This window comes from Phyllobacterium zundukense (assembly GCF_025452195.1).
Classification (GTDB): Bacteria; Pseudomonadota; Alphaproteobacteria; order Rhizobiales; family Rhizobiaceae; genus Phyllobacterium; species Phyllobacterium zundukense_A.
Map to the genome: position 1 here is coordinate 280991 of NZ_CP104973.1, position 11700 is coordinate 292690.

15 protein-coding genes are annotated in these 11700 nt (G+C 53.9%); 8 read left to right on the forward strand and 7 right to left on the reverse strand.

Annotated elements, in window-relative coordinates:
• The first annotated feature begins 9 nt into the window (after positions 1 to 9).
• The 4 genes from N8E88_RS13740 to ureG are packed head-to-tail and all read left to right on the forward strand — an operon-like array spanning position 10 to position 2300.
• Complete coding sequence (locus N8E88_RS13740; protein ID WP_262294153.1) at positions 10 to 522, forward strand: DinB family protein; 513 nt, start codon at positions 10 to 12, stop codon at positions 520 to 522.
• Positions 522 to 1019, forward strand: a complete 498-nt coding sequence (ureE, locus tag N8E88_RS13745; protein ID WP_262295720.1) for an urease accessory protein UreE — start codon at positions 522 to 524, stop codon at positions 1017 to 1019. The genes N8E88_RS13740 and ureE overlap by 1 nt, the downstream gene beginning before the upstream one ends.
• Positions 985 to 1680 (forward strand): urease accessory protein UreF, encoded by a 696-nt coding sequence (locus N8E88_RS13750; protein ID WP_262294154.1) that lies wholly within the window; start codon positions 985 to 987, stop codon positions 1678 to 1680. The genes ureE and N8E88_RS13750 overlap by 35 nt, the downstream gene beginning before the upstream one ends.
• The gene (ureG, locus tag N8E88_RS13755; RefSeq protein WP_262294155.1) at positions 1677 to 2300 is read left to right on the forward strand and encodes an urease accessory protein UreG; all 624 of its coding nucleotides are present in this window, start codon (positions 1677 to 1679) and stop codon (positions 2298 to 2300) included. Before N8E88_RS13750 ends, ureG begins: the two co-directional genes overlap by 4 nt.
• On the opposite strand, the gene N8E88_RS13760 is transcribed toward ureG, so the two are convergent.
• From N8E88_RS13760 to N8E88_RS13790, 7 genes are all read right to left on the reverse strand, one after another.
• Positions 2283 to 3302, reverse strand: a complete 1020-nt coding sequence (locus N8E88_RS13760) for an LLM class flavin-dependent oxidoreductase (protein ID WP_262294156.1) — start codon at positions 3300 to 3302, stop codon at positions 2283 to 2285. The two genes, ureG and N8E88_RS13760, sit on opposite strands and share 18 nt — an antisense overlap.
• Before the next feature lie 96 nt (positions 3303 to 3398).
• Positions 3399 to 3602, reverse strand: a complete 204-nt coding sequence (locus tag N8E88_RS13765) for a hypothetical protein (RefSeq protein ID WP_262294157.1) — start codon at positions 3600 to 3602, stop codon at positions 3399 to 3401.
• 343 nt (positions 3603 to 3945) lie between these two features.
• Positions 3946 to 4350, reverse strand: a complete 405-nt coding sequence (locus N8E88_RS13770; RefSeq protein WP_262294158.1) for a hypothetical protein — start codon at positions 4348 to 4350, stop codon at positions 3946 to 3948.
• A gap of 399 nt (positions 4351 to 4749) precedes the next feature.
• Positions 4750 to 4968: a hypothetical protein gene (locus N8E88_RS13775; RefSeq protein WP_262294159.1), complete on the reverse strand. Its 219-nt coding sequence runs from the start codon at positions 4966 to 4968 to the stop codon at positions 4750 to 4752.
• A gap of 132 nt (positions 4969 to 5100) precedes the next feature.
• The gene (locus tag N8E88_RS13780; protein WP_410010646.1) at positions 5101 to 6372 is read right to left on the reverse strand and encodes a glycerate kinase type-2 family protein; all 1272 of its coding nucleotides are present in this window, start codon (positions 6370 to 6372) and stop codon (positions 5101 to 5103) included.
• 5 nt (positions 6373 to 6377) lie between these two features.
• Positions 6378 to 6689, reverse strand: a complete 312-nt coding sequence (locus tag N8E88_RS13785) for a Dabb family protein (RefSeq protein ID WP_262294161.1) — start codon at positions 6687 to 6689, stop codon at positions 6378 to 6380.
• A gap of 115 nt (positions 6690 to 6804) precedes the next feature.
• Complete coding sequence (locus tag N8E88_RS13790; RefSeq protein WP_262294162.1) at positions 6805 to 8103, reverse strand: amidase; 1299 nt, start codon at positions 8101 to 8103, stop codon at positions 6805 to 6807.
• Between the two features lie 216 nt (positions 8104 to 8319).
• Between N8E88_RS13790 and N8E88_RS13795 the strand changes: the two genes are divergently transcribed.
• From N8E88_RS13795 to N8E88_RS13810, 4 genes are all read left to right on the forward strand, one after another.
• Positions 8320 to 8463 (forward strand): DUF1127 domain-containing protein, encoded by a 144-nt coding sequence (locus tag N8E88_RS13795; RefSeq protein ID WP_112526153.1) that lies wholly within the window; start codon positions 8320 to 8322, stop codon positions 8461 to 8463.
• 758 nt (positions 8464 to 9221) lie between these two features.
• Positions 9222 to 10040: a response regulator transcription factor gene (locus tag N8E88_RS13800; RefSeq protein ID WP_262294163.1), complete on the forward strand. Its 819-nt coding sequence runs from the start codon at positions 9222 to 9224 to the stop codon at positions 10038 to 10040.
• A gap of 249 nt (positions 10041 to 10289) precedes the next feature.
• On the forward strand, positions 10290 to 10529 hold the full coding sequence (locus tag N8E88_RS13805; protein WP_262294164.1) for a hypothetical protein: 240 nt from the start codon (positions 10290 to 10292) through the stop codon (positions 10527 to 10529).
• A gap of 772 nt (positions 10530 to 11301) precedes the next feature.
• The gene (locus N8E88_RS13810; RefSeq protein WP_262294165.1) at positions 11302 to 11466 is read left to right on the forward strand and encodes a hypothetical protein; all 165 of its coding nucleotides are present in this window, start codon (positions 11302 to 11304) and stop codon (positions 11464 to 11466) included.
• Positions 11467 to 11700 lie beyond the last annotated feature (234 nt).

Sequence of the window (11700 nt, forward strand, 5' to 3'; positions counted from 1 at the left end):
AGGAACAAAGTGAAGGATCAATTCAGGCGGCTTGCGTACTATAACAAGTGGGCCAATGGGCGGATTTACGCGGCAGCCGGTGCCCTTGACCACGAAGATTATTTCGCCGACAGACGCGCGTTTTTCAAATCGGTGCACGGCACGCTGAATCATATCCTGGCTATCGACAAATTATGGTTCGGTCGCTTCACGGGGAACCTTTACGCCATCCCCTCCCTGGATGTCGTTCTGCACGATAATTTCAATGACTTGCATGCGGCGCGCATCGCCCTGGACGATCACATTATCGATGTGGTCACCAAATTGGACGAGGCTTCGATCAAGGGTATCTTTCACTGGATCACCACCGAAGGCCAACCATATACGTCAACCTTGGATCGCGCGCTGACACAAATCTTCAACCACCAGACGCATCATCGCGGCCAGGTCCATACACTGCTTTCGCAGATGACCGGTGACGCACCGCCGATCGACTTCTTCCTGTGCATGAACGATGATTTTGATGAGAAAGGCCAAGCGTGATGAAGCGCGTCACCAACCATAGCCACGCCGGGCATTATCACGGCACGCCGTTCGATCGCGTTGTACTGGCCCATGACGAGCGGCATTTGCGGCGCAAAGTCCTGACACTAGAGCAGGGCGAACAAATCCTTGTCGATTTGCCCGAAGCCATCGCGTTCGAGCATGGCGACGTGCTTATTCTGGAGGATAGGAGGATGGCCGAGATCATTGCGGCGGATGAAGCGCTTTACGAGGTCACGCCGCGGGATCGCCGGCATCTGTCGGAACTGGCCTGGCATCTTGGCAATCGTCATCTGCCGGCGCAACTGGAAGAAAGCCGCATCGTCATCCTGCGCGACCACGTAATCAAGGCGATGATGGAAGGTCTTGGGGCGAAAGTTACCGAGATCACGGCGCCGTTCCTTCCATTGCACGGCGCATATCATAGCGGGCATGGGCATTCGCACGCGCGTGAACATGGCCATGATCGTCAACACCACGATCACACCCATGGCTAACCTTGGCGTAAACACCGCGCTTCTGCGCCTCATGACGTGGCTTTCCCCGGCTTTTCCTGTCGGGGCGTTTTCCTACAGTCATGGCATCGAGCGAGCCGTGCATGATGGTTTGATCCACGACAAGGCATCGTTGCAGGACTGGCTTGTTGATCTTATGAACCACGGCTCGGTCTGGAATGACGCGGTTTTATTTGCTGCAAGCTGGGTGGATGCAGATACGGGCGGCAGTTGCGTGGAACAATCGGAGCTCGGAGAGGCAATGGCCGGCTCGAAAGAGCGGCACATGGAGACCATGCTGCAAGGCAATGCCTTCCTTCAAGCTATTAGACACTGGAGCAACGCAAAATCCGGCGTGGCAAAAGAAATGCCCTATTCGGTCGCCGTTGCCATGGTTGCAGCCCGGAACAGGGTTGCATGTGAACCGGCGCTTGCCGCCTATCTTCATGCCGTCGTTTCCAACCTCATTCAAGGCGCCGTCCGGTTGGTACCGCTCGGACAAAGCCATGGCGTATCGTTGATGGCGGCAATGGAAACGCAAATCCTGGCGGTGACTGAGCGTGCTGCGCGTTCCAGCCTCGATGATCTGGGCTCGGCGGCCATCATGTCCGACATCATGGCCATGCAACATGAAACACAATATTCGAGGGTATTTCGCTCATGATTTCGCAAAACGGACCACTTCGCATCGGGATTGGCGGGCCGGTTGGGTCCGGCAAGACCACAGTCACCGAAATGCTGTGCAAAGCGCTGCGCCACCGCTATTCCATCGCTGTCGTCACCAATGATATCTACACGAAGGAAGACGCGCTGATCCTCAACCGGCTGCAAGCCTTGCCCGAGGACCGGATCATGGGTGTCGAGACCGGCGGTTGCCCACACACGGCCATCCGTGAAGACGCGACGATCAATCTGCAGGCTATTGCCGAGATGAACAAACGTCATCCCGATCTCGACATTGTCTTCATCGAGTCCGGCGGAGACAATCTGGCCGCGACTTTCTCACCCGATCTCGCCGACCTGACGATCTACGTGATTTCGGTCTGCCAAGGCGAAAAAATCCCGCGCAAGGGCGGACCGGGCATCACGCGCTCGGATCTGCTGATCATCAACAAGAAGGACCTCGCGCCCCATGTCGGCGCTGATCTTGATGTGATGGACGCGGATACCAAGGTTCAGCGTGGAGCGAAGCCTTATGTGTTCACCGACATGCTGCGCAGGAACGGCCTTGACGACGTGATCGCCTTTATCGAAGCTGCAGGCGGTCTACGCCAGGCGGCTTAGCGGGGCGGTTTCAGGCCGCTCGATCATGGTTTCAGCGAGAATCTCATAAGAGCGGATTCTCGCTGGATGATCGAAAATCTGGCCTGTCACCATAATCTCGTCTGCACCCGTGCGCACAATGAAATCCTGAACGCCGGCCTTCACGGTTTCCGGCGACCCGACGACCGAGCAGGATAGAGCCTGACGCAAGATCGCCTTCGCGTGAAGGTCGAGCGTTTCCTCATAACCTCGCACCGGCGCGGGCAATGGCCCCGGATTGCCCGTACGCAGATTGACAAAGGCCTGCTGCTGCGAGGTCTGCAAAAGTTTTGCCTCATCATCGGTTTCTGCGGCGAAAACATTGAGGCCCAGCATTACATAGGGCTTGTCCAGGTACTCAGACGGTTCGAAGCGAGCGCGATAGATCTCGATCGCCCGCTCCATTTCAGCCGGTGCAAAATGCGATGCGAAGGCATAAGGCAGGCCGAGTGCCGCCGCGAGCTGTGCGCCGAAAAGGCTGGAGCCCAGTATCCATACAGGCACTTTCGTTCCGGCTCCGGGAACAGCTATGATGCGCTGGCCCGGCTCGGGATCGCGGAAATACCCCATCAACTCGACCACATCCTGTGGAAAGCCGTTGATGTCCTGATCGAGATTGCGGCGCAACGCCTGGGCAGTGATCTGATCTGTGCCCGGAGCACGGCCGACACCGAGATCGATACGGCCTGGATGCAAGGAAGCCAGCGTGCCGAAGGCTTCTGCCACCATCAACGGAGAATGGTTCGGCAGCATGATACCACCGGCTCCAAGCCGGATTTTCGACGTGCCAGCCGCGACATGCGCGATGACAACGGCCGTCGCCGCGCTGGCAATACCGCGCATGCTGTGATGCTCGGCTAGCCAAAGGCGGTTATAGCCAAGTCGCTCCGCGTTTTGCGCAAGATCCAGCGAATTACGAAGGGACTGTGCGGCATCGCTGCCAGCAACAATCGGTGAAAGGTCAAGGACAGATAGCGGGGTCATTGCCTTCATATAGGCGAGCGGCGCAAACGCACAATAACAGAGCGCGATTTCATGATTCACAAAAATTGAAGTTTGATTGAATGGGAAGAACGAGATTCAGAGGTGGCGTGCGCGAGACGATTCCAGGCGCAGTTCCATACCGACCACGGCGCGGGTTTCCTGTGACAACTGCTCATCAGATTCACGGATTGCAGTTTCGATGAAATAGGCAATCATCTCGAAACCAGCATTATCCGCCAAGGTGCACAATTTTGAGAGTTCTGTTTTTAATACTTCGAGTGTTTGTGCTCTCTTGTTCATGCTGTTCTCTCCATATCCCGTGAACCGCAATAGTGAGTTGTATCCCACTAAAATCTTCTCGCACTAGTGCAAGGACAAAAGCCATGCGACCAATGTGCTTATCAACAAATTCCCCGATACTTTCGAAGAAATTTCCAGCGATGGTTAAATTATGATTGTTGATTCCACCAAGACTTCGCAGATAACATTATTCTCAAAATGCGCGAATTGAAAAGCCCTTTAATTACTACAAATATTCGTGAATACAGGCGATAATCCATAAATTTATTTTAAAATTTTACTGAATGGTTTACAAGTGAATGAATGCGTTGAGCTATTTTATTCGATAATCGAATAATCTACGCTAAAAACCGGAAAGTTGCACTTTAGCTTTTCCGCATATTTCTTTTGATCCGGACTCTTCTGCCTTGTCGATGTGACCAGACGCGAGATCAGAAACGATTTCGACCGCTACGTCTTCCGGCAATCCGGTTTCCCGCATCCCCGCTTTCATCGCCGCTTCGCTGGCTTCATCGGTTCCGCAAATATACGCTCTGGCTTCAAGCAAGGCAGCCCGTTCGAATTGTCGATTGCTGACCTCACTGACGTCGTCCGACGCTTTTGCCTGATTTTTGATATTGAAAGCATTGGCCGGCAATACTTCAGCCGACGCAATAAGCGCCGCTGCGAGAATAGGTATCGATGATCTGTCGAAGCGCATGTTTCCTGCCCCTTCCAACCACATCTGGAGGCCAGCGTTTATCGCCATTCAAGCCTCGTTCATGGATTATTAACGGACGGGGACTGGTTCCGTTCCTGATGCATAGTCAATTGGCCGTGATCGGAGCGTGACGCTTCGGCGATGAGATTGCTGCGTTGCACAAAATGCATTGCTGCTATGCAATATTGTCTGTATTAAATCAGGACAGTTGAGTTATTCTCAAATCAGGAATTTTCGACAGCGCCACCTCCTCCCGGCCCTGTCGAAACGGACGGCCTCTTCTCCTCCCAGAAGGCCTTCCAAAACCAACGAAACCCACCGCACCTCCTCCCGCGGTGGGTTTTGTTGTTTCAGCCCTGTTCTTCTCCAGAAATTGACGTGCCGTATAATGCAAAACGCCGCCCCGACGCAGGTAGGCGGAGACGGCGTCGCATAGCAAAAATGTGGTTACTGAGCGGCAGCGGGCTTGGCTGCAGCCGCGGCGGCAGACTCACTCAGGCTGGGCGCCTTGGAGGGAGTTGCGCGCTGTGTCAGGGATTTGGGTGGCGGGACAAAATGCGTATCCTTGGCAGGTGAAGGCCCCGCGGGAGTGGTCGTCTTTGGTGTGGTTGTGCAACCCGTGACGAGCATGAGAGACAGGGCTATCAGGGACAGGGCTATCCGCATTCGACTTTCCTTTGGATATTGCGCCGGACGATGGCACGGATCGTAGCGTTGCATGCTAGAGCAGCTCACGCTGGCATGAATCGGCCACTGTTGACCACCCAAAGATGGCGATTAAGCGTCCATCCGTGACATTCAGCGAATGAGAATGGCCCGCAGATCGTTGACGTTGGTGCCGGTGGGACCGGGCGCATACAAATCGCCGATCGCATCAAACGCGGTCCAGGCATCGTTTTTGTTGAGTGAGGCCGACGCGTCATGCCCCTTGGCAAATAACCGGGCAATGCTGGTGCTGTCGGCAAATGCGCCGGCATTGTCTTCGGAACCGTCGATGCCATCGGTGTCGGCCGCAAAGGCGGTGATCCCGTCTGCCCCATCAATGTCGATAGCGAGCGACAGAAGGAATTCGCTGTTGCGACCACCCTTGCCCTTGCCCCGCACTGTCACAGTCGTTTCTCCGCCGGAGAGTATGACGACGGGCTTTTTGAATGGTTGATCCTTGGCAAGGACCTGTTTCGCCATTGCCGCATGGACGTGTGCGACTTCACGTGCTTCGCCTTCGATTGCATCGGAGAGTATGACTGCCTCGACGCCTAAATTGCGAGCGGCCTTCGCAACAGCCTCAAGCGACACACCGGCCGAGGCAATCACATGATACTCGTGGCCGGCAAAAACCGCATCGGAGGGTTTGGGCGCATCGGCGTTTGCTGAGTGAAGGTGCGCGAGGGCTGCTGCTGGCAGGTCAAGACTGTAGCGCTCGACGATTTTCAAGGCATCCTCCCGCGTCGTTTCATCGGTCACAGTGGGGCCGGAAGCCACGAAGGCGGGATTGTCGCCGGGAATGTCCGAGACGATCAGCGAATAGACACGCGCCGGGTGAGCCGCCGCAGCCAGACGTCCACCCTTTATGGTTGATAGATGCTTACGCACAGCATTCATCGCCGCGATTGGCGCACCGGATGCAAGGAGCATCTTGTTGACGATGATTTCATCCTCAAGGGTCATGCCTAGCGGTGGAGACGGCAACAGTGCAGAACCACCGCCGGAGATCAACGCGACCACAAGATCGTCTTCTTTCAGCCCCGAGACTATTTCAAGCAGGCGCTTTGAAGCCACCAGACCTGCAGCGTCCGGAACCGGGTGCGATGCTTCGATGATCTCGATCTGTTTGCAAGGCGCACCGAATCCATAGCGTGTGACGACGAGACCTTCGAGCGGAGCATCTCCATGTATCGCGGCCCACGCTTTCTCGAAAGCGCTGGCCATTTGCGCCGAGCCCTTGCCGGCGCCAATGACGATAGTCCGTCCTTTTGGCTTCGGCGGAATATGCGCTGCAATGGTCCGCTCCGGATCCGCCGCTTCGACTGCTGCCTGAAACAGCTTCGTGAAGAATTCCTTGTCCTGCATCGGTCTCAAACTTCCATATCAAAAACGAAAACACCGTCAGTCCCACCGGCGGTCGAAGCAACGATCCGCCCAGCAATTTCCTGATGTTCCGGATGAACAAGATAGGCGTCACGCGCTACCGCATCGGCAAAATCGAGAATAAAGCCTTCAGAAAATCCCTTGTCCATGCCCTCCTCAGGGCTGACATTTGCCCCGGACATGATGGTCAGCGCACCCTTCAGCTTTGCGCACAAAATTTGAAGATCGCGGTAGATGGACTGGCGGTCCAATGACGGCACGTCGTCACGAAAACGCAGAAATACACAATGACGGATCATAGAAGTGACTTTCCTTGCAAGGCGTGGCGCATCCTGACGACATTCCTCGAAATTGCGAGCGCTATTTCGAGTTGCTTCAAAATTATCATTTCAAAGGGGCCGGCGACTATATAGCTCAAGATAGAAGCTGTTCCACGGACAGCGCCATGGCCAGCAGCCGTCTGTCTGCGCCATGTCGAGCGACAAGCATCAGTCCGCCCGGCAAAGTCAGGCCCGGCATTGGCAGACTGATCGCAGCAAGATCGAACTGATTGGCGACCTGTGTGTTGCGCAGGAGCAGCGTCTCAACCCGCTTGTAAACGGCGTCGTCCCTCACCGAGGCGATCGTTGGCGCGGCAATAGGTGTTGTCGGCAAGGCGAAGAGATCATAAGCGGAAATACGTTGATCCATCTGCCGCACCAGCGCCTGTCGCTTCTGCATCAGCTTAATATAATCGGATTCGGAAACACCAAGACGACGCAAGAGCGGACGCTGGACGCGCTGATCAACGTCGAGCGTCTCATCATGCAACCACTCAGCATGAATCCGGCTGGCTTCAATGCCGGCGATAGAACCGATCGACGTCGCATTGGCCAACGCATCGATCAGATCATCTACCGTAGAATCGAAAATGATCGCTCCCGCTTTTGCGCAAGCCTCCAGGCATTGTTCGAAGGTATCGGCAATCGGCTTTTCCATCTCCGCAAACAATTGCCCTCGCGGTACACCTATCCGCAGTCCATTCAGCGAAATCGCCTCAGGGACCGGAACCGCCTCCCCGCTCATAACAGCATCGGCGATCGCGCAATTGGTAACCGACCGTGCCAATGGCCCGATGGAATCGAGACTTGGTGACAACGGAAACGCACCTTGCAGCGGCACACGCTTGGCTGTCGGTTTAAATCCAACGACTCCGTTCAGCGCTGCAGGAATGCGCACCGACCCTCCCGTATCAGAGCCTATGGAAATTTCGCTGGTATCCTCCGCCACCGATATACCGGCGCCAATGGACGATCCACCGGCGACGCGATCCGGATCGACAGCGTTCGGCGCTGTCGGATAGTGCGGGTTCAGGCCGACAGCGGTGAACGCAAATTCAGTCATGATCGTCTTGCCGATGATCACCACCCCGGCAGCACGTAGTCTTTCAATAATGAGAGCGTCGGCAATTGCCGGGTTGGCCGTACGCCGGATGGTCGAACCGGCCAGGGTCGGTTCGCCTGCGACATCGAAAAGATCCTTGATCGACACAATCCGCCCGTCGAGCGGTCCGAGACCCGCCCCCTCGCGCCGGCGGCGATCGGCAGCATCAGCCTCGCGGCGCGCCGTTTCGGGATAGAGTTTGACGAAGACGCGCTCATCTTTGTCGCCTGCCGTCAGTCGCGCCAGTCTTTCCTCAAGCCTGTCTCGAGCGGTCGTTACTGGCTGTGACATGGTTTATCCTGAATAGATAGAAGGGTCTTGCTGGCCCTTATAGCTGCAAGTATCTGTTCATGAAAAGCCTCGCATCGAAAGCTGGCGGCAAGCGATCAAATCGCCTCATACCGGTATGCACCAAAAGCAATGCTGCTGTGCAACATTCGCAATTTTAAATCGATACAGATCGCAGCATAATTGTTTTCAGGGAGGGCAATAAAAGGGGTAAGACCAATGAGCCTTCGCAACCGTATTCACAAATATCGTCAGTACCGGCAGAATCTCCACGAACTGCGTTCGTGCACCGATCGCAATCTTGCTGATCTCGGCATCGCACGCACGGACATCCGGCGTATTGCCTGGATGGCCTGCATCTAATAGACAATCGTGCCGTTGAATTGATAGCGCCGCAGCTCAAAGCTGCCGGCGCTGTTTTCGTTTAAAGGTCTAGATTCCCGGAACGCTCGCGACATGCTGTCGATTACCGGCTTGGCCAGGTATTCGAAGAAAGTGCGCTCGTGCGTTGAATAAGAATATCTGCAAGCATCGCCGGGGCGATTAAACCAGAATGCGGGCGTTGCAGATTTCGTGCTTCTGTTCGCCCGTCTTATCAGCCACGAATGCGATGGAAAAAATACATCACATCGATATACGCTACTTATGTTTACGTGGTGATACTTGGTGCAACTCCAGACAGGTACTATAAAATCCAAGCCGGCGGACGTTGTGGCCCGCGATGGCCCTGATCCAAACCTACCAATGTTGCTTAGACCTTTTGGCTGCACCCGACTGCGCGAGTCGCCCTCTGGCCAAGCCAACTAGTCATCGGACTTTACGGTAGTTTTTCTACTCACGGCGCCAAAACGGACGCCAAAAATGGGCGACCGCGGGTTCAACACGAACAATAGTGGATCGGCCCAGGCCGGACAACCCACCGTCTTTGCAGGCTAAATCACACTTGCTTATGTCACGACCGCGTCACGCGCCATTTATTAATCCTCTATTAATCAACACGGGTAGCGGGGGCTTACTGTCAGGTTGAGGCAAATGAATAAAAGAACTTATTGGGCTAAGCGAAAACGCAAATAAATCCTGAAGAGAAATACTCTTCTCATCAAAGGGCGTAGGGAACTATTATGAGCGGAACAACACCTGATCATATTCATTATGCAGCAAAGCTTGAAGGCGACTCAAAGTTCAAAAGTGGCATATTCATCTATGCCGAATCGGGAGTGGTATTTCAGGGCCTGGTTCAATCCCTGGAGAGAACATTTCCCGACATTGATGTTCACCTGTCCAGCAAATTCGTCGAGTACGAAAAGTTTGATGAAGATGTCGGCCTCGTGCTTATTCACAGCGGCTTTGTCGCCGATGTAACCGAGTGCATCGCACGTTTCAAAAAGCGCTTTCCCAGCGCATCGATCACAATGATGATCGATGAAAACAGCGCCGGTTTACAAGAGTTGAACAGCCTGTTCGATAACCGGCAGGTCCAGGGACTTCTCCCCTTCAGTCTCAAACTCGATATCTGGCTGGCGGTGATCTGGCTGCTGCTGAATGGCGGTGAATATTATCCTTCGGCGATTATCCGTTCAATCGAGAAGAATTCGAACATGGCCGGTGGCCAGGCACATGCGTTCGGCAACCAAGGAAAAAACAGTTCGGGCGTCGTCAAGCAGATCAAGACCCTGACGCTCCGCGAAACTCAGATATTGGAACTCCTGTCGGAAGGCCTGCAGAACAAAATCATTGCGGATCGCCTGACATTGTCCGAACACACCGTCAAGGTTCATGTGCACAATCTTATTCGCAAGCTTCGGGTTCACAATCGCACCCAAGCCGCAGCGGTATACCGGAACAGCATGGATCAGGAGGCGTACCAGCCCCCTTTTAAAGCGTACGGTACGGGCATGGGTCGCGTGGACGGCTCGATTGAGATGGCCCGGGCCGTATAAGTCAAACAATGTCCCGCATTAATGATGTATTGATGCTGGTGGGCGAACTCAACGATAGGTGGACGAACACCAAAAGCGTGTTCATCTACCTGATTGCCCACCTCTTAACTCCGACAAGGAAGTTGCAAGTGTCATCTTTCTGACACTTGAACACGACCAAAGCCCGCATCGATCTGCTGGAGCGCCTGGCAAAGATTCGCTCGACAAAGTCCGGAAACCAAAAGTGCCGTACTCACGATAACGGGCGGGGTGACGCGCGAGCAGCGCCTGCGCAACAATACAACCATTGTATTCATTCGTTTGGCAACACAGGAGCTTTGCATCGACCCAGCTGATGGGAATCGTCGATATGGACACAATTTGAAATATGGAAAAGTCGAAGCGCTGGACGATGCCGAGAAGAAGCTAATCCAAGGGACAATCGACGCCTTTATCCATGTGAACAAATCGATCTGTCATTCACAAAGCTCAAAAACAATCCAGGTCTGACGGGCCAAGCGCACAAGCGCCAAAAGTTGTATCTTGAAATTAATCGCTGACTGCAAATGCGAAGGGCTCTGTTTCTGGAGCTATAATAATTATTACTATGGTTTCGCTAGTACTGTTAATCAATTTTAATTATTGACGAAAAGTCAATATACTATAACTTATTTGTCAAAAGCGAATCGAAAAAACTACAAAATAAAGAAGAACTATAAATACAAATAAAGTATTTTTCAGAATGTCCGCATCTGTATTTCGTTGTAACTATCAGTACTTCTTGGTGGGGCAAGGGGAGCTCAGGTTATATGGCATATAACCACGGTCTTGGCGGTAGTGCCTTGAGTTTTTCTGAACTGCCAAGGCAAATAGAGGAATGAATGGGGTCGTTGGGGGGCCCGAGTTATGCCGTATAGAAGAAAACCGCTGAACGAACAGCGGAGAAAAAACACAATGGGAACGGGCCGCCTTCTCCAAGAGATGGCGTCCTTTATCCCTGCGATTGCCGGGCTCACCGTCCAGTTCCCGGCATCGGCCAGAACTTTCCTGGCCACGCGTGGCAAAGAGTTTCTCCGTTGCACATCCCAATCCAAGGCAGAAGGCAGTTGCCGAGCATAGCGCCGGCCCTGCCCCAGGCCAAAGGAACGGGAAAAGCAATCTCACGCAACATTTGCCAAGGGTATTTATGCGAAATCGTCTGCAGACATTCTGCCCCTCAAAGACAGTGCATTCACGCATCGTGAACGCACTGTGGATAGAGTTTGGTGGAACCCCATGGAATATGCCGCCAGATTGGGAGCCCGAGCGAGCATGGGCGCGACAGCTTGACCTGACACTGATTCCCAATCTCGGCCCGATGTCCGTCGCAATTCTCGATCAATGGCTTGCCGCCGACGATGATGACGAAAGTGATGAGGGCACAGAGCGGACTGGCGGCGCGGAGTAGCTCTCTTCCAGAAATTTTATCCAGACACGAGAAAGAAAAACGCGCCCCGGAAGGGCGCGCAATGCGTGGCTTTCACCTGTCGTTTTCTGAACTTTATTTTGTAACTAATCCCCTACTAGACCAGTGCTACGCCGAAATTCTGAGTTTACTGTTTATAGAATATTTAGAATTCCGGCGTAGGTCCCCACTGACTGCCCGCTTGCTCCCACACACGCTTGAATGCTTTTTTGTTTT